At 67.2% G+C, this 23,221-nt stretch carries 20 protein-coding genes; 12 read left to right on the forward strand and 8 right to left on the reverse strand.

Annotated features, from left to right (window positions below; translation table 11 throughout):
- Positions 1–51: 51 nt before the first annotated feature.
- Entirely contained in the window at positions 52–1,524 is a 1,473-nt protein-coding gene (locus tag ACW179_RS06715; RefSeq protein WP_492063526.1) for a TadE/TadG family type IV pilus assembly protein, read from the reverse strand.
- A gap of 126 nt (positions 1,525–1,650) precedes the next feature.
- Here ACW179_RS06715 and trmD point away from each other — a divergent pair, with 126 nt between their 5' ends.
- The 10 genes from trmD (at position 1,651) to rarD (ending at position 12,989) form a co-directional block, all read left to right on the forward strand.
- Complete coding sequence (trmD, locus tag ACW179_RS06720) at positions 1,651–2,388, forward strand: tRNA (guanosine(37)-N1)-methyltransferase TrmD (protein ID WP_492063527.1); 738 nt, start codon at positions 1,651–1,653, stop codon at positions 2,386–2,388.
- Positions 2,389–2,392: 4 nt separating this feature from the next.
- Positions 2,393–2,785, forward strand: coding sequence for a 50S ribosomal protein L19 (gene rplS / locus ACW179_RS06725; protein ID WP_425999351.1), 393 nt, complete (start codon positions 2,393–2,395; stop codon positions 2,783–2,785).
- A 375-nt stretch (positions 2,786–3,160) separates the two neighbouring features.
- On the forward strand, positions 3,161–4,621 hold the full coding sequence (gene leuC, locus ACW179_RS06730; RefSeq protein WP_492063528.1) for a 3-isopropylmalate dehydratase large subunit: 1,461 nt from the start codon (positions 3,161–3,163) through the stop codon (positions 4,619–4,621).
- Positions 4,621–5,229 (forward strand): 3-isopropylmalate dehydratase small subunit, encoded by a 609-nt coding sequence (leuD, locus tag ACW179_RS06735; protein WP_492063529.1) that lies wholly within the window; start codon positions 4,621–4,623, stop codon positions 5,227–5,229. The genes leuC and leuD overlap by 1 nt, the downstream gene beginning before the upstream one ends.
- Before the next feature lie 172 nt (positions 5,230–5,401).
- A complete protein-coding gene (locus tag ACW179_RS06740; RefSeq protein WP_492063530.1) occupies positions 5,402–5,704 on the forward strand; it encodes a putative quinol monooxygenase in 303 nt (100 codons plus the stop codon).
- A 12-nt stretch (positions 5,705–5,716) separates the two neighbouring features.
- Positions 5,717–6,769 (forward strand): 3-isopropylmalate dehydrogenase, encoded by a 1,053-nt coding sequence (gene leuB, locus ACW179_RS06745; protein ID WP_492063531.1) that lies wholly within the window; start codon positions 5,717–5,719, stop codon positions 6,767–6,769.
- Between the two features lie 190 nt (positions 6,770–6,959).
- On the forward strand, positions 6,960–8,597 hold the full coding sequence (locus ACW179_RS06750) for a long-chain fatty acid--CoA ligase (RefSeq protein WP_492063532.1): 1,638 nt from the start codon (positions 6,960–6,962) through the stop codon (positions 8,595–8,597).
- An 89-nt stretch (positions 8,598–8,686) separates the two neighbouring features.
- Positions 8,687–10,828, forward strand: coding sequence for a prolyl oligopeptidase family serine peptidase (locus ACW179_RS06755; protein WP_492063533.1), 2,142 nt, complete (start codon positions 8,687–8,689; stop codon positions 10,826–10,828).
- 136 nt (positions 10,829–10,964) lie between these two features.
- Complete coding sequence (locus ACW179_RS06760) at positions 10,965–11,993, forward strand: aspartate-semialdehyde dehydrogenase (RefSeq protein ID WP_492063534.1); 1,029 nt, start codon at positions 10,965–10,967, stop codon at positions 11,991–11,993.
- A 93-nt stretch (positions 11,994–12,086) separates the two neighbouring features.
- Positions 12,087–12,989: an EamA family transporter RarD gene (gene rarD / locus ACW179_RS06765; RefSeq protein WP_492063535.1), complete on the forward strand. Its 903-nt coding sequence runs from the start codon at positions 12,087–12,089 to the stop codon at positions 12,987–12,989.
- 4 nt (positions 12,990–12,993) lie between these two features.
- Here rarD and ACW179_RS06770 read toward each other — a convergent pair whose 3' ends face one another.
- The 4 genes from ACW179_RS06770 to ACW179_RS06785 all read right to left on the reverse strand — a co-directional run bounded on the left by ACW179_RS06770 (position 12,994) and on the right by ACW179_RS06785 (position 18,358).
- The gene (locus ACW179_RS06770; protein WP_492063536.1) at positions 12,994–14,121 is read right to left on the reverse strand and encodes a serine hydrolase domain-containing protein; all 1,128 of its coding nucleotides are present in this window, start codon (positions 14,119–14,121) and stop codon (positions 12,994–12,996) included.
- A gap of 197 nt (positions 14,122–14,318) precedes the next feature.
- Positions 14,319–15,167 (reverse strand): pyridoxal kinase, encoded by an 849-nt coding sequence (locus tag ACW179_RS06775; RefSeq protein ID WP_492063537.1) that lies wholly within the window; start codon positions 15,165–15,167, stop codon positions 14,319–14,321.
- 214 nt (positions 15,168–15,381) lie between these two features.
- Complete coding sequence (ahcY, locus tag ACW179_RS06780) at positions 15,382–16,773, reverse strand: adenosylhomocysteinase (RefSeq protein WP_492063538.1); 1,392 nt, start codon at positions 16,771–16,773, stop codon at positions 15,382–15,384.
- Positions 16,774–16,861: 88 nt separating this feature from the next.
- Positions 16,862–18,358: a CYTH and CHAD domain-containing protein gene (locus ACW179_RS06785; protein WP_492063539.1), complete on the reverse strand. Its 1,497-nt coding sequence runs from the start codon at positions 18,356–18,358 to the stop codon at positions 16,862–16,864.
- 208 nt (positions 18,359–18,566) lie between these two features.
- On the opposite strand from ACW179_RS06785, the gene bioB reads away from it, so the two are divergent.
- Entirely contained in the window at positions 18,567–19,571 is a 1,005-nt protein-coding gene (gene bioB, locus ACW179_RS06790) for a biotin synthase BioB (protein ID WP_492063540.1), read from the forward strand.
- A gap of 124 nt (positions 19,572–19,695) precedes the next feature.
- Here bioB and def read toward each other — a convergent pair whose 3' ends face one another.
- The 3 genes from def to ACW179_RS06805 form a co-directional block, all read right to left on the reverse strand.
- Positions 19,696–20,217, reverse strand: coding sequence for a peptide deformylase (gene def / locus ACW179_RS06795; protein ID WP_492063541.1), 522 nt, complete (start codon positions 20,215–20,217; stop codon positions 19,696–19,698).
- Between the two features lie 8 nt (positions 20,218–20,225).
- Positions 20,226–21,536 carry a DNA recombination protein RmuC gene (locus ACW179_RS06800; RefSeq protein ID WP_492063542.1) on the reverse strand — a complete coding sequence of 437 codons (1,311 nt, stop codon included), beginning with the start codon at positions 21,534–21,536 and terminating at the stop codon, positions 20,226–20,228.
- An 85-nt stretch (positions 21,537–21,621) separates the two neighbouring features.
- Entirely contained in the window at positions 21,622–22,317 is a 696-nt protein-coding gene (locus tag ACW179_RS06805) for a MarC family protein (RefSeq protein WP_492063543.1), read from the reverse strand.
- An 84-nt stretch (positions 22,318–22,401) separates the two neighbouring features.
- Here ACW179_RS06805 and pyrF point away from each other — a divergent pair, with 84 nt between their 5' ends.
- On the forward strand, positions 22,402–23,091 hold the full coding sequence (gene pyrF / locus ACW179_RS06810; protein WP_492063544.1) for an orotidine-5'-phosphate decarboxylase: 690 nt from the start codon (positions 22,402–22,404) through the stop codon (positions 23,089–23,091).
- Positions 23,092–23,221: the final 130 nt, after the last annotated feature.

Below are 23,221 nucleotides of genomic sequence, written 5' to 3' on the forward strand. Positions count from 1 at the left end.
GAAATAGGGATGAACAATGGGCCGTAAACCAATTTTAGATGAAATTTGCCTCTATCGCGCGATGTATAGATTTCGCAGGGCGTCGGCGATGTTCTGGAAAGCGTTGAGAAGGCCTGCTGTATCTGTGGCGTCGAAATAGTGACTGTCGTCGCTAGCGCAGCCCTTTAGAATGGTCTTGATCTTGGTATCCGTTACATTAAATGCGACGGTAAAAACCTCGATGTTCTTGGCCTTGATGTTGGCGCACAGCTCGGCCGTATAGGTATTGGCCTGGGTGGCGGGGCTGTCCAGGGTCGGCGTCGGATTGACGTCATGCCGGCCGTTGCCGGCGTTCATCAGCTTGGAATTGGCGCCGTCGGTCATCAGCACCATGGCCTTGCGCGGCTTTCGATTGAGGCCGCTGGGGTCATAGATGGCCGCATCCGTCAGGGGTTGGGCCGAGGACAGCATGTTGAAGCCCCAGGCCAGGCCCGACGGGATATAGGTGTCCCCCGTGGCGGTCAGGGCCGTGATCGCCGCCTTGGTCGTGGCGACCGTTTTGGTTAGGGGTGTAATGGCCGTGGCGCAGGTCTGGTTCATGAACCCGGGATAGACCCGCGTGGAATCGCTGTCGGACACGTTCTTGGGATAGGCGGGCGAGCCGACGCAGCCGGAGAACTTGAAGGTGTTGGTTGTGATCTTGTCGGCGGTGCAGGTCGTCACCGGCGTGATCGGCGTGGTGACGCAATTGATCGAACGGCTGCAGGTCGAGGCATAGGCCACACCGTCGGTATATTTGGTGCAGGCATAGGTCTGGGTCTGACAGGTGGTCTTGGTCGAGACCGTCGTGCAGGTGCCCTTGGTGGTCGTCGTGGTCGTATAATCGTCCGGGACGCTGATCCAGCTCTGTTTGCGATTGGCGACGCCGACATTGACGTACTGGGCGAAGGGGACGACGCCGATCTTCACATTGGCGGTGCCGCCCACTGTCAGCTTGTCGATCAGGGAGGTCGCAGCGGTCTTCAGGGTGGTCAGTTTGGTGCCGGCCATCGAGCCGGTCGTGTCCAGCACCATCACCAACTCCACCGGGGCGTCCTGCCCCCGCTTGACGGTGGTCAGGGCGGTCACCGTCACGTCGGCATTGGTCCAGAGGTTGGAGATGATCGGCTTCAGATCGGTCTTGACCGAGGCGACCACCGAATTGTCCGGCCCGGACTTGAAGGTCGATGACGCGGAGCTCACCGATATGTTCAGGCCAAGCAGTTCGGCTGCGAGGGCCGCGTCGCCCGCGGCGTCGATTTCGGCGTCGGTCTTTGCCGTCGAGCGGGCGGCGATCAGCGCGGCCGCGTCCAGGCCGTCCTGCAGTTGCCGGCGCTGCAGGCTGACCCGGTTCATGTCCAGCAGGCCAAAGCACAGCAGGGCGATGGGCAGGGCCAGGAACGCGAACTGCACCGCGACCGCGCCGGTCTGGTCGCCGCCTAGCCGTCGCACCAGGGCGTTGAAGGCGTTGCGCGGCGGCTTCAGAAGGCGGCGGAGCGCGTGCATGGTGTCGTCCGTATTGGTTTCTGACGCTTTCTATGCCGCAAGGATGGTGAACAAGCCGCCAACGCGGCGGGCCCATGTCGCCCGCCCGGCTTCGACAATCCGCGCGGCGGGCGCTAAAGAGCCCTCATGCCGTTCACCGCTACCGTCATGACCATGTTCCCCGAGGCCTTTCCCGGCCCGCTCGGTGTCTCAATGATCGGGACCGCCTGGCGCGAGCAGGACCTGTGGCGTTTGGAAACACTGGACATTCGGGGCTTTTCCAAGGATAAGCGCGGCTTCCTCGACGACACCCCTGCGGGCGGCGGCGCGGGAGCGGTACTCAAAGCGGACGTCATCGCCTCTGCGCTCGACAGCGTGGACGTCGGTGGGCGGCCGCTTTTGTACATGAGCGCCCGGGGTCGGCCCCTGACCCAGGCGCGTGTTCGGCAATGGAGCGAGGCACCCGGGATCATCGTCCTGTGCGGCCGTTTCGAGGGGGTGGACCAGCGGGTGCTCGACGCCCGGGGGTTCGAGGAGGTCTCGGTCGGAGACGCGGTTCTTGCCGGTGGCGAGGCCGCAGCGATGGTCGTGATCGAGGCGTGCGTTCGACTTGCCCCGGGTGTGCTGGGGAACATCGAGAGCACGCTGGAAGAAAGCTTCGAGGACGGCCTCCTCGAGCATCCGCAATATACGCGACCGCGGACGTTCGAAGGACTGGATATCCCCGAGGTGCTGCTGTCGGGCGACCACAAGCGGGTCGCGCAATGGCGGTCCAGTATGCGTGAAGAAACCACCCGCGAGCGGCGCCCCGATCTCTGGTCAGCGCATCTCGCCAATCAACAGGCAAAAGGCGGCCCGACAAAGGGTAAGCCCAAAGGAGACTGAAGACATGGCGATCAACATCATCAAGCAACTCGAGCAGGAAGAATCTGCGCGTCTGCTGGCCGTCCGGGCGATCCCCGACTTCCAGGCCGGCGACACCCTGCGCGTCAACGTGAAGATCAAGGAAGGCGAGCGCGAACGCGTTCAGGCCTACGAGGGCGTCTGCATCGCCCGCGCCGGCGCCGGCATCCATGAGAGCTTCACCGTCCGCAAGATCTCGTTCGGCGAAGGCGTGGAGCGTCTGTTCCCGCTGCTGTCGCCCAACATCGAAAGCATCGAAGTGAAGCGTCGCGGCGTCGTCCGTCGCGCCAAGCTCTACTATCTGCGCGACCGTCGCGGTAAGTCGGCCCGTATCGCCGAGCGCCAGACCGTCCGCAAGGAAAAGGGCGCCGCTGAATAAGCAGCCCTTCCTGGCGATTGAACGAGGCCCTGGCGGAAACGCCGGGGCCTTTTTCTTTGTCCGCTCCGCCCAATCCGGGCGAAATCGCCCTTTCGTGCGTATGCACGCTTCTTGACAGGCGGCGGGGTCGGGCAGAGGCTTGGTTCACCCCCGCCGCTCCGGCGACGGGCTTCCAGACCGCTCTCTTTCAAGAGGGTGGCCCGCTTCGGGCGGAGCCCATCGGCCCCCGAACGTAAGAAACGATGCAAGGGCGCGCTCTTCCGGGTGCGCCCTTAGTCGTCCGGGCTCCCGGCCACGGCTCGCTTCGGGCAAGAATCTGTCGCGAGGCGGGGGCAGGGCTGGATTTCCACGCATGATCCGCCCTATATCCCCGCCATGTCCGGCCAACCCTCCCCCCAATCCGCGCCCAGAACCCTGTACGACAAGATCTGGGACGCTCATCTCGTCAGCGAAACCGGCGGCGAGGTGATCCTCTATATCGACCTGCACCTGATCCATGAGGTGACCACGCCCCAGGCCTTCGCCGGCCTGCGCGCGGCGGGTCGCAAGGTGCGCCGTCCCGACCGCACCCTGGCCGTGGCCGACCACAATATCCCGACCGAAGGCCAGGGCCTGGGGATCGACGCTGTGGCCGACGAAGAGGCCCGGCTGCAGCTGAAGACCCTGGCTCGCAATGTCGCCGACAACGGCATCGAATTCTTCCCGATGGGCGATATCCGCAACGGCATCGTCCATGTGGTCGGGCCCGAGCAGGGCCGCACCCAGCCGGGCATGACCATTGTCTGCGGCGACAGCCACACCTCGACCCATGGGGCCTTCGGGGCCCTGGCCCACGGCATCGGCACTTCTGAAGTCGAGCACGTCCTGGCCACCCAGACCCTGCGCCAGAAGAAGTCGAAGAACATGCTGGTCCGCGTCGACGGCTCGCTGGCCCCAGGCGTCACCGGCAAGGACATCGCCCTGGCCGTGATCGGCGAGATCGGCACCGCCGGCGGCACCGGCTATGTCATCGAGTTCGCCGGCCAGGCCGTACGCGAACTGTCGATGGAAGGCCGCATGACCCTGTGCAACCTGACCATCGAGGGCGGGGCCAAGGCGGGGCTGATCGCGCCCGACGACAAGACCTATGCCTATATCCAGGGCAAGCCCGCCGCCCCCAAGGGCGCGGCCTGGGAGATGGCCCTGAGCCACTGGAAGAGCTTCTCCACCGACGACGGCGCGGTGTTCGACCGCACCGTGGTCATCGACGGCGCAGCCCTGGTTCCCATGGTCACCTGGGGCACCAGCCCTGAGGACGTCATTCCGGTGACCGGCAATGTGCCCGACCCCGAAAGCTTCGCCACGCCCGACAAGCGCGCCGCCGCCCATCGGGCGCTGGACTATATGGGCCTGACCGCCGGTCAGCCGATCTCGGAAGCCCGCATCGACCGGGTGTTCATCGGCTCGTGCACCAACAGCCGGATTGAGGACATGCGCGCCGCCGCCGCCGTGGTGCAGGAAGCCTTCCTGCACGGCCGTCTGGTGGCTGACCACGTCAAGGCGATGGTCGTGCCGGGCTCGGGCCTGGTGAAGGAACAGGCCGAGGAAGAGGGGCTGGACGCCATCTTCAAGGCCGCCGGCTTTGACTGGCGCGAACCGGGCTGCTCGATGTGCCTGGCCATGAACCCCGACAAGCTGGCCCCGGGCGAGCGTTGCGCCTCGACCAGCAACCGCAACTTCGAAGGCCGTCAGGGCCGCGGCGGCCGCACGCACCTGGTCTCCCCCGCCATGGCGGCGGCGGCGGCGATCGCGGGGCATCTGGTGGATGTGCGGACCTTCCTTGAGGAGACTGTCTGATGCAGGCCTTCACCCGCCTCGACGGCCGCGCCGTCCCCCTGTCGCTGGCCAATATCGACACCGACCAGATCATCCCCAAGCAGTTCCTCAAGACCGTCGAGCGCGAGGGTCTGGCCAAGGGGCTGTTCTACGATTTCCGCTTCGACGGCGAAGGCCAGGAGATCAGCGACTTCGTGCTCAACCGGCCCGAATACAAGGGTGCCAGCGTGCTGATCGCCGGCGACAATTTCGGCTGCGGCTCGTCGCGCGAGCATGCGCCCTGGGCCCTGATGGATTTTGGGATCATGGCCGTGATCTCGACCAGCTTCGCCGACATCTTCAACAACAACTGCTTCAGCAACGGCCTGTTGCCCGTGGTGCTGGCCCCCGAGGAGGTCGCCCAGCTGATGGACGAGGCCAAGGGCGGCAACCACATGGTCAGCATCGACCTGGAAGCCCAGACGGTGATCTCGCCCTCGGGCAAGACCTTCAGCTTCCAGATCGACCCCCAGCGCAAGGACAAGATGCTGCGCGGCCTGGACGCCATCGGCGAGACCCTGCTGCAAGGTGGCGACATCGACCTGTTCGAGAGCAAGCGGGCGCTGGACCGGCCCTGGCTGGAAGCTTAGGTCAAAAACATATTGTCATCCCGGACGCGCCGCAGGCGTGATCCGGGACCCAGGGGTCGGCGCATCGCGGTTGCCCCTGGGTCCCGGCTCTCCGCTGCGCTGAGTTTACCCTTGGGCGCGCGCTTCGCGCGACCCGAGGGGCCGGGATGACAAGCTTTTAGGGCGGAAACCCATGACCATCATCCTCGCCGGCACCATCCGTATCGCGCCCGAGCGCCTGGCCGCGTTGCGTCCCCACCTGCGGGCCCAGGTCGAGGGCACCCGGGGCGAGCCGGGCTGCCTGGACTATGCCCTGACCGAAGACCCCCTCGATCCGGGCCTGATCCGGGTCTATGAGCACTTCGTCGATGAGGACGCCCTGGCGTTCCATCGGGCCAGTCTGCACATGGCCGCCTGGCGCGCCGCCTGTGCGGACCTGGGCACCTTTGACCGCAACCTGTCGTCCTTCGACGTTTCCAACTACCGCAAGATCTGAAGAGAGCCTTCCATGTCCACGCTTCTCCTCCTGCCGGGTGACGGCATCGGTCCCGAGGTCTGCGGCCAGGTGCGTCGCGTCGCGGCGGCCCTTACCCCGGACCTGGTGGTCGAGGAGGCCATCTATGGCGGGGCCAGCTATGACGCCCACGGCACGCCCCTGACCGACGAGGTCCGTGATCGGGCCCTGGCCAGCGGCGCGGTGCTGATGGGGGCCGTCGGTGGGCCAAAGTGGAAGGACGCCCCGCGCCATCTGCGCCCGGAAGCCGGCCTGCTGAACCTGCGCAAGGCCATGGACGTCTATGCCAACCTGCGCCCGGCCTATTGTTTCGAAGCCCTGGCCGGAGCCTCCAGCCTGAAGACCGAGCTGGTCTCGGGCCTCGACATCATGTTCGTCCGCGAACTGGTCGGCGGCGTCTATTTCGGCCAGCCGCGCGGCATCGAGGACCTGCCGGACGGCCAGAAGAAGGGCTTCGACACAGCCGTCTACACGACCAGCGAGATCGAGCGCGTCGGACGCGTGGCCTTCGAACTGGCCCGGGGTCGCACCAACAAGGTCCACTCGGCCGAGAAGTCCAACGTCATGGAATCGGGCCTGCTGTGGAAGCAGGTGATCACCGACCTGCACGCCCGCGAGTATCCGGACGTCCAACTGGAGCACATCCTGGCCGACAACTGCGCCATGCAGCTGGTGCGCGCCCCCAAGCAGTTCGACGTCATCGTCACCGACAACCTGTTTGGCGACATCCTGTCGGACGCGGCCGCCATGCTGACCGGCTCGCTGGGCATGCTGCCCTCGGCGGCGCTCGGCGCAGCCGGCAAGCCGGGCCTGTACGAGCCCATCCACGGCTCGGCCCCCGACATCGCCGGCCAGGGCGTGGCCAATCCGCTGGCCGCCATCCTCTCGTTCGAGATGGCCCTGCGCTGGTCGCTGGGCCGGGCCCCCGCCGCCGACGCCCTGCTGGCCGCCGTCAAGGCCGCCCTGGACACCGGGGCTCGCACCCGCGATCTGGGCGGGTCGCTATCGACCGTGGAAATGGGCGACGCGGTGCTCAAGGCGCTCTGATCAAGATCCTCCCCCTCTGGGGGAGGTGGCCCGGAGGGCCGGAGGGGGCAGCGCGGCCGAAGCCGAGAAGCCCCCTCAGTCGCTCCGCGACAGCTCCCCCAGAGGGGGAGCATCTATCGCTTCAACCCCTTCCCCAACCCCCATCCCTCGCCCTACGCTCCTCCCAACCATAAAAAGGGGAGCGCCGCGCATGACACCGGGCCTGATGCAGACCACGCCGCTGATGATCAGCGGGATTCTCACCTATGCGCAGCAGGCCCATGGCGCGCGTGAGGTCGTCTCCAAGCTGATCGACGAGCCGGTCTGGCGCTACGACTATGCGGGTCTGGCCCGGCGCTCGGCTCAGCTGGCCCATGCGCTGCTGCGGCTGGGCGTCCAGCCCGGCGACCGGGTCACCTCGCTGGCCTGGAACACCCACCGGCATCTGGAGCTGTTCTATGCCGTGCCTGGGATCGGCGCGGTGCTGCACACGGCCAATCCCCGCCTGTTCGACGAGCAGATCATCTACACGATCAACCATGCGGAAAGCGGGGTGCTGTTCTTCGACCGCAATTTCGCGGCCCTGGTCGAGCGGATCGCGCCGCAGCTGACCACTGTGAAGACCTTCGTCATGCTGTCGGACGAAGAGCGCACCATCCCCGGCACGGTCGGGGCGCTCAGCTATGAGCGCCTGATCGCCGGCGAGGCTGATGCCATCGACTGGCCCAGCTTCGACGAAAATACCGGGGCCTTCCTCTGCTACACCTCGGGCACCACGGGTGATCCCAAGGGGGTGCTGTATTCGCACCGGGCGGTGGTGCTGCACGCCATGGCCGGCGGCCTCAACAGCGCCTTCGGTTTCACCGCCTTCGACGTGGTGATGCCGTGCTCCAGCCTCTATCACGCCACCGCCTGGGGCCTGCCGTTCAGCGCCCCGATCTGCGGGACCAAGCTGGTCCTGCCCGCCGACAAGATGGACGGGGCCTCGCTGCATGCCCTGATCGAGGGTGAGGGCGTCACCTTCACCGGCGGCGTGCCGACCATCTGGACCATGTATCTGACCTGGCTGGACCAGACCGGCCAGCGGCCGGACAGTCTCAAGAGGGTCGTGATCGGCGGCAGCGCCGTGCCGCGCGCCATGGCCGAGACTTTCAAGCGCCTCTATGGCGTCTCGGTGCTGCAGATCTGGGGCATGACCGAGACCTGCCCGATCGGGGTAGTCGCCACCCCGACCCCGTCCCTGGCGGCCCTGGGGGAAGAGGCCATGGACGAGGCCATCTGGACCCGCCAGGGCCGACTGCAGTTCGGCATTGAGCTGAAGGTCGAGGCCGAGGACGGCTCTGATGCCCCGCGCGACGGCGAGAGCTCCGGCGCGCTGAAGGTGCGCGGGCCCTGGGTGGTGAAGCGCTATTTCCGCCAGGAGGCCGATGCCGCCGAGGCTGACGGCTGGTTCGACACCGGCGACATCGCCACCCTGGATGAGCACGGCTTCATGCGCATCACTGACCGCCAGAAGGACGTCATCAAGTCCGGCGGCGAGTGGATCAGCTCCATCGATCTGGAGAATGTCGCGGTGGGTTGTCCGGGGGTGAAGATCGCCGCCGTGATCGGCGTGCCGCATCCCAAGTGGGAAGAGCGGCCACTACTGGTCATCGAGACCCACGAGGGTGTCGCGCTCACGAGGGCCCAGGTGCTCGACTATCTGGTCCCGCGCATCGTCAAGTGGTGGACGCCGGATGACGTGGTGTTCGCCGCCGTGCCCCTGACCGCGACCGGCAAGATCGACAAGAAGGTTCTGCGCTCCGCATGGCGGGCGCACCTGCTCGGCGAGGCCCCGGCCGGTTCTTGACGAACGGCGGTTTTCCAAGCCTGATCGCGCCGGCTGGACAGTGAGGGGGACACGCCATGCGACAGGTCTTGTTGGCCTTGGGTCTGAGTATGGCTGTGACTCTGCCGGCCCTGGCGCAGCAGCCGCCGGCCGCCCCGGTCCGCCCCGTCACGGATGTCTATTTCGGTGAGTCCGTCGTTGACGGCTATCGCTGGATGGAGACACGCTCGCCCGAGTTCGAGGCCTGGATGAAGGCCCAGGACACGGTCACCCGCAGCGAGATCGCTGCCCTGCCAGGCCGCAAGGCCCTCGGGGACGAGATCGCCGCGATCAGCGCCGCCGCCGTGGTGCCGTCGGTGCCGGGCCTGAACGGCGACCAGCTCTACTTCCAGAAACGTCCGGCCGGGGCGTCGGTGAACCGGCTCTATGTGCGCAATATCGCCGGGGGACCGGTCCGCGAGCTGATCGCGCCCGACAGGCTGTCGGACGAGGGCGGCGCGGCCAGCCTGTCCAACTATTCGCCGTCACCTGACAACCGCTATCTGGCCTATACCATCGCCCGGGGTGGCTCGGAGGATGCGGTCCTCCACGTCATGGATCTCTCCACCGGCAAGGTGCTGGCCGAAGCCATCGACCGGGCCCGGTTTGCCATCCCGGTATGGGCCCCCGACAGCAAGAGCTTCTACTATGCCCGGCTCAAGGCCCCCAAGCCCGGCGACGATCCCGAGGATCGCTTCAAGGACCAGGCTCTTTGGCGGCATGTGGTCGGCGAGGATGCTGCCCGCGACCAGCTGGTGTTTGAGGCCAGCCGCCCCGACAGTACGCTGGGCCGCGACGGCGGTCCCATTCTTTACTGGCCGGACCGTTCGGACTGGGTGTTTGCCGTCATCGTGGACGGTGTCTCGCCCTATGCCCTGGCCTGGGTCTCGCCGGCCAAGGCGGTCCTGGCCGGCAAGCCGGTCTGGCGCAAGATCGCAGGCGCTGAAGACCGACTGATGCTGCTGGGTCTGGCGGGGCAGTTGACGGCCCTGCCGGTGGTGAAGGGCGACAAGGCCTGGGTTGGGACGACTCTGAAGGCCCCGCTGGGCCGGCTGATCGAGATTGACCTTAAGGCTCCGGACTTTGCAGAGGCCCCGGAGATTCCGTCTGGCGACGGCGGGGCCCTGGTCGGCATGACCGCAGCCGCTGACGGCCTCTATCTCATGCGCGCCGAGGGCGGGGCCTACGGCCTCCAGCGGCTGGGCTGGGACCGCTCGCTCTCGCGCCTGGCCCTGCCCTATCCCGGCAGTATCGGCTACACCACTGCAAGCTTGGACCGGCCCGGCCTGATCATGGGCCTGGAGTCCTGGGCCCGGCCGTCGGAGCTCTTCCAGATCAGTGGCGCGACTCCGGCAACCAGCCTGGCGCTCGCCGAGCCGATGCCGGTTGACCTGTCCGACATCATTGTCGAGCGGATCGAGGGCAAGGCCGCCGACGGCACCCGCATTCTGGTCGACATCATGCGGCTAAAGTCGCTGAAGCTGGACGGCCGGGCCCCGACCATGCTGGAGGGCTATGGGGCCTATGGCATCGCCAGCGATCCGATCTTCTCGGCCCGCCTGATCCCGTTTGTGAAGCGGGGCGGGATCTATGCTTCGGCCGTGGTGCGGGGCGGCGGCGAATATGGCGAGGCCTGGCACCTGGCCGGCAAGGAAGCCAACAAACCCAACACCTGGCGCGACTTCATCGCCGCCGCCGAGGCCCTGATCGACAAGGGCTACACCTCCAAAGACCGCCTGGCCGGATCGGGGACCAGCGCCGGCGGCATTCTGATCGGCCGGGCCGTCACCGAGCGTCCGGACCTGTTTGCCGCCGCCTTTATGGGCGTGCCTATCGCCGATACGCTTCGGTTCGAGACCACGCCCGGCGGCCCGGCCAATGTCGCCGAGTTCGGCTCCGTCGCCACGCCGGAGGGCTATCGCGCCCTGAAGGTCATGAGCCCCCTTGCCAATGTGGTCGACGGTGTCCGCTATCCCCCGATTCTGATCACCGCCGGTATGAACGACGGCCGCGTACCCGCCTGGGTTCCCGCCAAGATGGCGGCCAGGCTGCAGGCTGCCAGCACCGGTGGACCTGTGCGCCTGCGGGTCGATTTCGACGCCGGCCACGGCATCGGCTCGACCAAGGCCCAGCGCGACGCCCTGGCCGCCGACGTGCAGGCCTTCCTGCTGCAGGCCCTTGGCGAGCCGGGGTTCCAGCCGAAACGGCCCTAGGGCGCGGTGAAAAATTGCCGCACCCGGCGGGTTCTATAGGCTCCCATAGAAACCCTTGCCTTGCTTCCCGCCCCCCCTAGGCGTAACGGGACCCTTCCCGCCACTATGGGTCGGGGAAGACGAATTGGAGACCGCTATGGGTTACCGGGTCGCCGTGGTCGGCGCCACGGGCAATGTTGGCCGTGAGATGTTCAATATCCTCGAGGAAGTGAAATTCCCCGTCGATAAGATGCACGCCATCGCCAGCCGCAAATCCATCGGCGTCGAGGTCTCGTTCGGCAACCAGATCCTGCGTTGCGAGGACCTGGCCCAGTTCGACTTCAGCACGGTCGACATCGTGCTGATGAGCGCTGGCGGCGCGATCTCCAAGGAATGGGGCGAGAAGATCGGCCGGGCCGGCGCGATCGTCATCGACAATTCCAGCCACTTCCGGATGGATCCGGACGTGCCGCTGGTGGTGCCGGAAGTGAACCCGGACGCCGTGCTGAACATGCCCAAGAACATCATCGCCAACCCCAACTGCTCGACCGCGCAGCTGGTGGTGGTGCTCAAGCCCCTGCACGACGAAGCCAAGATCAAGCGCGTGGTCGTCTCGACCTACCAGTCGGTGTCGGGCGCGGGCAAGGAGGGCATGGACGAGCTTTGGGAGCAGACCAAGGGCGTGTTCGTCCTGGGCGCCCCGCCGCCCAAGAAGTTCACCAAGCAGATCGCCTTCAACGTGATCCCCCACATCGACAGCTTCATGGAGGACGGCTTCACGAAGGAAGAGTGGAAGATGATGGCGGAGACCAAGAAGATCCTGGATCCGTCGATCAAGCTGGTCGCCACCTGCGTGCGCGTGCCGGTCATGGTGGGCCATGCCGAGGCGGTGAATATCGAGTTCGAAACCCCGCTCGACGAGGACGATGTCCGCGAGATCCTGCGCGACGCCGATGGCGTGGAAGTCATCGATAAGCGCGAGGACGGCGGCTATATGACGCCCAAGGAAAGCGCCGGCGAGTTCCCGGTCTATGTCTCGCGCATCCGCACCGACCCCACCGTGGAAAACGGCATCGTGCTGTGGTGCGTGGCCGACAACCTGCGCAAGGGCGCGGCTCTGAACGCCGTACAGATCGCGCAGCTGCTGCATGAGAAGGGTCTCATCAAGCAGAAGATCCCGGCCTAAACCGCCCTCCGCAACAAGCGGGTGGACGTTTCAGGGGCTCCCGGGACCTAAGGTTCCGGGAGCCCTTTTCGATTCTGACCGAAGGACGACGCCATGTCGGCGGATGTGACCAAGACCCCGGACGAGACCAGGGCCGCGCTGCTGGCGGCTGTGGGGTGCTACACCCTGTGGGGCTTCCTGCCGCTCTACTTCCACGCCCTGGCCCTGCTGGGCGTCGGCGCGTGGGAGATGATCGCGCATCGCACCCTGTGGGCCGCGCCGTGGGCGTTTCTGGCCGTGCTGCTGGCCCGCCAGGCGGGGCAGGTGGCGGCCGTGCTGCGCCAGCCCAAAACCCTGCTGATCCTGGCCTGCTCGACGGCGGCGATCTTCATCAACTGGTCGATCTATGTGTTTGCGGTCAATGCCGGCCACGTGATCGAGGCCAGCCTGGGCTATTATATCAACCCGCTGATGACCATGGCGGCCGGGGCGCTGCTGTTTCGGGAACGCATCAGCCGCGAGGGCGCGATCGCTATCGGCCTGGCGGTGATCGGGGTGGCGATCCAGACGGTGGCCTTGGGCCATCTGCCGGTGGTTGCTCTGGGCCTGGCCCTGACCTTTTGCCTCTATGGCGTCCTGCGCAAGCGGGTGCAGGCCGACGCCCAGACGGGCCTGTTCATCGAGTGCGCCTATCTGGCCGTGCCGGGTCTGATCTATGTGTTGCACCTGCAATCGACCGGTGCGGGCCATTTTGGAGCGGGCGCCGGGGTCAGCAGCCTGCTGCTGCTGGCCGGGCCGGTCACGGTGGTGCCCCTGGCCCTGTTCGCCTGGTCGGCGCGCCGCATGCCGCTCAGCGCCATGGGCTTTCTGCAGTTCATCGGTCCGACCCTGCAGTTTGGCATCGGCATAGCGCTCGGCGAGGCCTTCACCCCGCTGCGCGCCCTGTCCTTCACGTTCATCTGGGCCGGGGTGGCGGTGTTTGCCTACGGGGCCTGGAAGCGGACGCGGGTGGTGTGACCGCTTACAAAGAAGCGTAAGCCGCCTCGATCAGCCGCACGGCGCGGGGATCGCCGATCAGGGCATTGCCCTGCCGGTTCATCACATAGGCCCCCGACACCCCCGTGGCCGGATCGGCGAAGGCGCACGAGCCACCCCAGCCGGAATGGCCGAAGGTCTCGGGATTGGGGCCATAGAACATGTTGGGCGTGTTGCGCATGAAGCCCGCGCCCCAGCTGATCACATAGGGCAAAACCAGGTCCTGGCCGACGATCCGCTCGGCGGTCGCCGCCCGGATGCCGGCCGGGGTGATGATCGAGCGACCGTCCAGCGTCCCGTTGCCGGCCAGAGCCCCCATCAGCCGCGCCAGGGCCGGGGCGGTGGCGTGGCCATTGGCCGAGGGGATCTCGGCGCGTCGCCAGTCGCCCGTGCCGCGTCCGCCCGGCGCCGCCCAGGGCGTCAGGAAGGCGGCCTTCACCGCATCGTTCAGCTCGCCGAACTTGGGCAGGGCGCTGGGCCGCATCAGCTCGGCGCAGCGCTCGTGCTCGCTGTCAGGCAGGCCGATCCACAGGTCCAGATCCAGGGGCGCGCAGATGTCCTCGCGCAGGGCCGTCCCCAGCGTGCGACCGTCCACCCGGCGAAAGATCTCGCCGGCCAGATAGCCGTAGGTCACCGGGTGATAGCCGCTGGCCGAGCCGATCGGGAACAGCGGGGCCATGGCCGCCAGCTTGGCGCAGGTGGCGTCCCAGTCGAACCAGATGGCCGGGTCGGTCTCGTCGGGAAACCCTGACAGGCCCGCCTGGTGCGACAGGGCCTGCTCGACCGTGACCTCGCCCTTGCCGTTCTGCGCGAATTCCGGCCACACATCGGCGACGGGCTGGTCATAGGCCAGCCGTCCTTCGTCAACGAGCCGGGCCACCATCAGGGCCGCGACGGCCTTGGTGGTTGAAAACAGCGGAGTGAGGGTGTCGGGACCGAAGGCCAACGTGCGCTTGCGGTCGGCATGGCCGCCCATCAGGTCGACCACCACCTCGCCGTCGATGGCAAAGGCAAAGCGGGCACCCAGCTCGCCGGGCTCAACGAAATTGGCGGCGAAGGCCTCGCGCACGGCGGAAAAGCGGTCTGGGCAAAAGCCGGTGATGTCGACGGTCATGGGCAGAGGTCTAGCGCAGGGGGCTTCCTGTTGTCATCCACCCCCTCCCGCTCGTCACCCCGGGACTTGTTCCCGGGGCCCAGGGTTCAGCCGACGGTGAAGCAAAATGGCGCGCCAGCGCGCCATACAGCCGCCCCTGCGACGGATAGATGGGTCCCGGGCACGAGGCCCGGGATGACGGTTGAAAAGTGGGGCTTTTAAGCCAGCCGCTCGATCCGCACGGTCGGCGAGGTCTGCTTGATCCGGGCCCCCATGGCCACGATGGGCAGTTCGGGGGCGTTCCAGATATTGGCGGCGGTGACCGTCTCGGCCACCCCGCCCACGGCGCGGGCCAGGCCGTAGGACAGGGTCTGGCCTTCCAGGATCGAGGCGGCGTAGAGGGCCGTCAGCAGGTCGCCGGTGCCGTTGGGGGCGCGCGCGGCCTTGGCGTGGGCGGCCAGCCAGGCCTCCTTGCGGTCGGCCAGCACCACGCCGATTTCCGTCCCGCGATGCACCGACGAGACCAGGGTGGTCTTGTTCAGCAGGCGCGCGGCGCGCATGGCCGACAGCGGATCGCGGGCGTCGGCGCCGGTCAGGCGCTGCAGCTCCCAGGCGTTGCAGGCCACCACGTCGGCGCGGGGGATCAGCTCGTCGGTAATGGCCTGCGCCACCTCGGTCGAGACATACAGGCCCTTGCCGGCGTCGCCCATGGTGGGATCGACGATCACCGTGGGCCGGCGGGCGCTGGCCCCCTCGCGCGGGGCCTCGCGCACGGCGTCGATGGCCCGGGCGGCGGCGCGCACCTGGGCACCGGTCGCGAAATAGCCGGTGATCACCAGGTCGGTCAGGCCAAACAGGCCATTGGCCTCAATGCCGTCCAGCATGCCCTCGATCACCTCGATGGGCGCCGGCGCCCCTCCGGGCAGGCCCCATCCGGGATGACGGCCAAACAGCACGGTCGGCACGACCATCGAGTCGATCTTGAACTGCACCAGGGCCGCCGACTGGGCCGACGCGCCGACCTGGCTGCCGGCGACATGGCTGGAGATGATCAAAGCTAAAGGCATGCCAAGCGGCTTAGCGGACCCTCGCGACCTTGAACAGGGCGTCATCTCCTGAAACGAAAAAGGCCCGCCGCGTTTCCGCGAGCGGGCCTGATCCGTTCACCGTGAGGCGATCCTAGAGCAAGGTGCGCGATGCAGGAATCGCACGCCTTGCCCTAGCTTTTTGTTTGCGCATCGCTTTTGCGGAAAACCGGCGGCCACTTTTCCGCGAGATGCACTAGTAGCGGTAGTGATCCGGCTTGAACGGGCCGTTTTCCGGAACGTTGATATACTCGGCCTGATCGGGACGCAGCTTCGACAGCTTGGCGCCCAGCTTTTCCAGGTGCAGCAGGGCGACCTTTTCGTCCAGGTGCTTGGGCAGGGTGTAGACCTGGTTCTGGTAGGCCGACCGGTTGGTCCACAGTTCGATCTGGGCCAGGGTCTGGTTGGTGAAGCTGGCCGACATCACGAACGAGGGGTGACCCGTGGCGTTGCCCAGGTTCACCAGGCGGCCTTCCGACAGCAGGATGATCTTCTTGCCGTCCGGGAATTCGATGTGGTGGACCTGCGGCTTGATCTCGTCCCACTTGAAGTTCTTCAGGCCGGCGACCTGAATTTCCGAGTCGAAGTGGCCGATGTTGCAGACGATGGCGTTGTTGCGCATCGCCCGCATGTGATCGACCGTGATCACGTCCTTGTTGCCCGTGGCGGTCACGAAGATGTCGGCGCGGCCGGCGCAGTCGTCCAGGGTCTGGACTTCATAGCCTTCCATCGCCGCCTGCAGGGCGCAGATCGGGTCAATTTCGGTGACGATCACGCGAGCGCCGCCCTGACGCAGCGAAGCGGCCGAGCCCTTGCCCACGTCGCCATAGCCGCAAACCACAGCGACCTTGCCCGACAGCATCACGTCGGTACCGCGACGGATGGCGTCGACCAGGCTTTCGCGGCAGCCGTACAGGTTGTCGAACTTGGACTTGGTGACGCTGTCATTGACGTTGATGGCCGGGAACGGCAGGTCGCCCTTGGCGGCCATCTGGTACAGGCGGTGGACGCCCGTGGTGGTTTCTTCCGACACGCCGCCGATGGCGTTGCGGATGGCGGTGTAGAAGCCCGGCTTTTCAGCCAGGTACTTCTTCATCACGGCATAGAGGGCTTCTTCTTCGTCGTTCTGCGGATTGTTGAGGATCGAGGGGTCCTTCTCGGCCTTGGGGCCCAGAACGCACAGCAGGGTGGCGTCGCCGCCGTCATCGAGGATCAGGTTGGGATAGCCGCCGTCATGCCACTCGAAGATCTTGTGGGCATATTCCCAGTACTCGACCAGGTTCTCGCCCTTGAAGGCGAAAACCGGCACGCCCGAGGCGGCGATGGCCGCGGCGGCGTGGTCCTGGGTCGAGAAGATGTTGCACGACGCCCAGCGCACTTCGGCGCCGAGAGCGGTGAGAGTTTCGATCAGCACGCCGGTCTGGATGGTCATGTGCAGGCTGCCGGCGATGCGGGCACCCTTCAGCACCTGGGCCGGGCCGTATTCGGCGCGGGTCGCCATCAGACCGGGCATTTCGGTCTCGGCGATGGCGAGTTCCTTGCGGCCGTAATCGGCGAGCGAGATGTCCTTGACGATGTAGTCGGCCACGGTCGGCTCCTGGGATCGATGAATGTCTTGCGGGGCTTATACCGTGACTGTCCCTTCGGCGCAATTAACGCATAAAGATATCTTTATGTCATGGCCAGGAGGGCTCTGCAGCCGCCAGGGCGTCCAGGGTCTTGCTGGCTGCGCGCAGGTCCCGCGCCGTCTGGTCGGGCAGGGCGGCGGTCAGCTGGCCGGCCGCAAAGGCCGCTCCGGCGTCGCCGTGCGTCAGTGCGACCTCCTGCGCCAGGGCACCGGCCCTGGCCTGGTCGTTCAGGGCACCCAGCGCATCCTGTAAGGCCTTCACGGCCTCCAGCAGTCGCGCGGTTCGTTTGGGATGATCGGGAAACAGCCCGCCGAGGTCTTCAACGGCGTAGCGCAGCACCTTGGCTTTCAGGCGCAGGCGATGACGCGCGGCGGGGTCCATCGTTTCCAGGGACGCGCCGCGCTTGAGCACGACATGCAGGCGATGATCCAGCAGGGCCGAGGCAAAGGCGGCGGCCGAGCCCTTGCGCAATGCCGCCAGCGCCGGATCGCTTGACCAGGGGCCGGCCTCCAGCCAGGCGGCGGCCTCCAGCAGCAGGGCGCGGGCGGCCCGGCCCTCCAGGGCCGCCTCCATGCGCAGATAGGCTTTTGCCTGGGCCGCCAGCAGCGCGCGGCCGAAGGCGGCCATGGCGGGCGAAGCCTCGGCCTCGCTGGCCGGACGCCAGATCTCGGCGATGAAGACGTCAAGCTCGCGGGCCGCGTCCAGCTCGGCGGCCAGGGCGTCCAGGGCGGCGTCCAGGGCGCGCGCCTCGGGGTCGCCCGCCAGAGCCTTGAACGTCTTGAGCAGGGCCCGAAGCCGCCGGATCGCCACGCGCAACTGATGCACGCCTTCAGGGCCTGGCCGCTCTCGCAGCGCCTCGACCGCAGCGCAGAGATGCGACAGGTCTTCGCGCCCGATGGCCTGAAGCGCCTGCTCCACGGTCATGTCGGGGTTCAGCGCCGCTGCGGTGCGCCGCGGCGCGCCGGCTTCGACCGGCGCAACCAGGCCGTAACCCCGCTCTGCCTTGCTGACCAGCGACAGGCGCAGGGGCACACAGTCGCCCAGCTGGCGGGCCAGATCGAACAGGGCCGACGGCGGGCCGGACTTGAGTTCCAGCTCCAGTTCGCACACGGCGGCGCTGCGGCCCTGGGCGATCAGTTCGCCCCGGTCGACGACCGCTTCGATAAGGCTGTCACCCTGGCGGATCATTCGCACGATGCGCTCTACCTTGGTGGTGAACACCGGCGTCAGGGCCTGACCGTTCAGCAGTCCGGCGGCGGGGGTGGCGGCCAGGGCCGCGTCGTCGGGACCGGGGCCGGCGATGGCCGTCTCCCATTCGCCCCGCGCAAAGACGCCGCCGGCCGAGGCCGATTTCAGGGTCTGCTTGCGGCCGCCCTCGCCGTCGCGCACCCGCAGGCCAAAGCCCGCTCGGCGCAGGGCGTGGTCAGCGGTGTCGAAGTAGGTGGCGCCCAGATGGCGAATCGCCTCCTCGCCCTGCAGGTGCGACAGGATCTCGTCGGCCGTCTCCGGCGCGATCAGGAACTTGAGCTCGATCTCGCGATCCATCATCCAACCCTAACCGCTCGCGCGCCGTTTGGCTCCAAGGCCTATGCGGTCTGCGCCTTGACTTGCCAAGCGTCATGCTGGGAGCGTCCGCGTTGATTTGGTGGTCCCCAACGGTCGCCATGCTCTGGTTTCAACAGTACGGGCCTGTTTTTCCGCTTCGGATAATTCCATTTGAAACGGACAGGCTCAGGGTTCAAACGTTCGCGCCATGACTCAGATCAATACCGCCCAGCCCCGCCACGACTGGACCCTGCCCCAGGTGGAGGCCCTGTTCGACCTGCCCTTCATGGAACTGGTTTACCAGGCCGCCAGCGTCCATCGGACCTGGTTTGACCCCAGCGAGCTGCAGCTTTCGCAACTGCTGTCGGTCAAGACCGGCGGCTGCGCCGAGAACTGCGGCTATTGCAGCCAGAGCGCTCACTTCAAGACCGGCCTGAAGGCCGAGAAGCTGATGGAGGCCGACGAGGTCATCGCCCGGGCCCGCGCGGCGCGCGACGGCGGGGCCCAGCGCTTCTGCATGGGCGCGGCCTGGCGTGAGCTGAAGGACCGCGACCTGCCCCGCCTGGCCGCCATGATCGGCGGCGTCAAGGCGCTGGGCCTCGAGACCTGCGCCACCCTGGGCATGCTGACCGCCGACCAGGCCAGGCAGCTGAAGGACGCCGGCCTGGACTATTACAACCACAACCTCGACACCGGCCCCGAATACTATGCCGACGTCGTCTCCACCCGCACCTATGACGAGCGGCTGGAGACCCTCAGCCACGTGCGCGACGCGGGCATGAGCACCTGCTGCGGCGGCATTGTCGGCATGGGCGAGACGCGCCGCGACCGGGCCAGCCTGCTGCACCAGCTGGCCACCCTGCCCAGCCATCCCGACAGCCTGCCCGTCAATGCGCTGGTGCCGGTGGCCGGTACGCCGCTGGGCGACAAGGTGAAACGCGACGGCGAGATCGATCCGATCGAGTTCGTGCGCACCGTGGCCGTGGCCCGTCTCGTCTGCCCGCGCTCGATGGTGCGCCTGTCGGCCGGCCGCGACGACATGAGCCGCGAAATGCAGGCCCTGTGCTTCCTGGCCGGCGCCAATTCGATCTTCGTGGGCGGCAAGCTGCTCACCACGCCCCTGCCGGGCCAGGACGAGGACAGCCAGCTGATGGCCGACCTGGATATGCGGCCGATGGGCTCGCGCCAGGCAGAGGCTGTGGCGGCGGAGTAGGGATTCTGGGGGCGGGGTCACTCGCCCCCACCTGACCGCTGCGCGGTCGTCCGCCCCCTTAGGGGGCGGATGAATTCATCTTCCCCCTATGGGGGAGGAGGGCCGCAGGCCCGGAGGGGGCCAGTTAAGCCGCCCGACGCGCCTTCTTGACCTTGGTGATGGCCCGGTCGCGGCGCAGGCGCGACAGGTGGTCGATGAACAGCACGCCTTCCAGGTGGTCCATCTCGTGCTGGATGCAGACGGCATACATGCCCTCGGCCTCGTCCACCACGGTCTCGCCCTGATAGTTCAGATAGCGCAGCGTCACCTTCGAGGGGCGCACGACGTCGTCATAATAGTCGGGCACCGACAGGCAGCCCTCTTCGTAGCCTTGCGTCTCTTCCGAGGCCGACAGGATCTCGGGATTGACGAAATAGCGCGGGGCCGGCTCTTCGCCTTCGCGGGCCAGGTCCATGACGATCACCCGGATCGGCTCGCCGATCTGCACGGCCGCCAGGCCGATGCCGGGCGCGTCGTACATGGTCTCCAGCATCTCATCCATCAGATGGCGCAGGTCGTCTGTCACCGCCTCGACGGGGGTGGAGATCTTCTTGAGCGTCGCCAGATCGGCGGCGTTATCGACGGTGAGGATGCGACGGATGGCCATGATAGGTGTCAGGTAAGGGTCTCATTTCCCAGCGTCAAGGTGGGGGATTGTCCCGGCCCCGCCTGGGGGGACAGCTTGTTCAGGGCCCGAACGCCCGATTCCACCGGTACGAGTTCCGGAATGTCCTTGCCCTCATGGTCGACGGAAAGATCCTCGAACCGGCGGGCCTGGGTCAGGACCTGGCTCTCCAGTGAGCCGACGAACTGGTTGTACTTGCCCACCGCCGACTCCAGCGCCTTGCCGACGGCCCCGGCATGGGCCCCCATCACGGCCACGCGCTTGTAGAGTTCGCGGCCCACGGCGACGATATTGGCGGCGTTCCTGGCCTGGTCTTCCACGCGCCAGCCGTAAGCCACCGCCTTGCACAGGGCGAACAGGGTGGTGGGCGTCACCAGCAGCACCCGCTTGTCCATGGCCTCGGTCATCAGGTCGGGCAGGCGCTCCAGCGCGGCGGCCAGGAAGCTGTCGCCGGGCACGAACATGGCCACGAAGTCGGGCGAGCCTTCCGAGGCGAACTGATCCCAGTAGGACTTGGCCGACAGGCTGGTCATGTGGGCCCGCACGCTCTGGGCGTGGCGCAGCAGGGCCGCCTCGCGCGGCAGGTCCTCGGTCAGTTCCTGGGCTTCCAGGAAGGCGTTCAGCGAGCACTTGGCGTCGATCACGAACACCGCCCCGCCGGGCATCCGCACCTTGACGTCAGGCCGGCGGCGGCCCTCGTCGGTGTCGACGCTGAACTGCTCCTCAAAGTCGAAGCGCTTGTTGAGGCCGGCGGCCTCCAGAACGTTGCGCAGGGTCTGCTCGCCCCAGCGGCCCTGCACGCCCGCCCCGCGCCGCAGGGCGGCCGACAGCTTGCGGGCCTCGAACTGGGTGGCGGCCGAGGCCTCCATCAGGGCGGTGATCTGGGCCTTCAGTCCGCCGGTTTCCTCGGCGCGGGCCTTTTCGACGGCGGTGACCTGGGCCTCGAACTTGGCCAGCGTCTCGGCCACGGGCTTGAGCTGGGCTTCCAGCCGCTGCTGCGACAGCAACTCGCGGCTCTTGAAGTTCTCTTCCGTGCGCTTGATCAGGGCCTCGGCCACGGTATTGGCCGTCATGGTCGCCTGCTTGTCGGCCTGGGCGCGGATCAGCTCGGCCTGGGTGGTGGTCTGGTCCTCCAGCAGCCGGGCCCGCTCGTCGGCCTGGACCAGCCGTGCGTTCAGCTCCCAGGCCCGGGCGTCGGCGGCGGTTGCGCGCTTCGAGGCGGCCAGGGCCCAGAGGGCGGCCGCCAGCGACAGCAGCGCAAACACGAGGGTCAGGATCAGGAACGGATCTGCGAGGTTCATGCTCCGTTCGTAGTCGGAATCGCCGCCCCGCGAAAGCCGGCTTACGGTCGCGCCAAGCTGGGCGGCGACCGCTTCTGACGCCGCCTTACTTGCTTTCGGCGTAGGGGGCCTTGGCGTCCTGGCGCACCAGGCCGCGCGTGGCGTCGGCGACGCCGACCATCACGAACTGCACCGCCAGGGCGCAGAGGATCAGGCCCAGCACCCGCACCACGATGCTCATGCCGATCCGGCCCAGAACCTTGCTGATCAGGGGCGATGCCCAGAAGGTCAGGACGGTCACCAGCGACACCGCCGCGATCACGCTGACGCCCAGGGCCATGCCGGAGGCGCCGAACGGCTTGGCCTCGGCGGCATAGATGATCACCGTCGAGATCGAGCCGGGCCCGATCAGCAGCGGCATGGCGAACGGCACGATCAGGCGCTCGAAGCGGGCCTTGGCATAGACGCGCGGCGACTGGCCCTCGATGCCCTCGGCCGCGTCGGCGAACATGGTGGTGAAGTCGTCGCGCACCATGTCCAGCCCCAGGATGAACAGGATGATGCCGCCGGCAATGCGGAAGGCCGGCATCGAGATGCCGAAAAAGGCCAGCAGGCCCACGCCGCTGAAATAGAAGAACACTAGGAAGGCGGCCATGAACAGGCCGATATAGACCGCCACCATCCGGCGTCCCGCAGCGGCCGCGCCCAGGGTGGCGGCGGCGAACAGCGGCACATTGCCGATCGGGTCGATCAGGGCGAACAGGGCGACGAAGAAGTTGACGGCAAGATTGGCCTCGGTCATTCGACGTCCTTACCTTTTCAACGCGCCCGATGCTGCCTGTCTTAAGGTGAAGCGTGGCCGCGCGCCAACCCCCGGGAACCGCCCATGACTGCCGATCCGCGCCTGATCGTTCCGCTGGACCTGCCCACTGTCGACGAGGCCCGGGCCATGGTCGAGCGGCTGGGCGACACGGTCAGCTTCTACAAGATCGGGCTGGAACTGCTGGCCACCGGCGGCATGGGCCTGGCCGGCGAGCTGAAGGCCCAGGGCAAACAGGTGTTCCTCGACTGGAAACTGCACGACATCGGCGCGACGGTCGAACGCTCGGCCCGGGTGCTGGCCGGGGCGGGCTGTGACCTGCTGACCGTCCATGCCGAGCCCCAGGTGATGCGGGCGGCGGTGCAGGCGCGCGGCGGTTCCGACCTCAAGATCCTGGCGGTGACGGTGCTGACCAGCCTGACCGACGCTGACCTCAACGAGATGGGTTATGCTTTCGGGGCCCGCGATCTGGTCGAGCGGCGCATCCGCCAGGCTCTGGACTGCGGCGTCGACGGGGTGGTGAGCAGCCCGCACGAGGCGGCCCTGGCCCGCGAGATTGCCGGCCCTGGCTTCCTGGTCGTCACCCCCGGCGTTCGCCCCTTCTGGTCGGCCAAGAACGACCAGGCTCGCGCCGCCACCCCCGAAGCGGCCCTGCGCGCCGGTGCCAGCCATCTGGTCTGCGGTCGTCCGATCACCTCGGCCAATGATCCGCGCGAAGCGGCGCTGAAGGTGATCGCCGAGATGGCCGGGGTCTGATCCTCCGGCGCCCGGCGAGCAGGCAATTGCGGGCTTGTCGCCAAGATCGCCCCGGCCGTCGCTAAACGCCTATGCCGGACGCCCCCCTTCGCCTCATATCCCGGCGGGCCACTGCGCCCACTGAAGGATG

It is taken from the genome of Caulobacter sp. AVps18 (assembly GCF_058681425.1).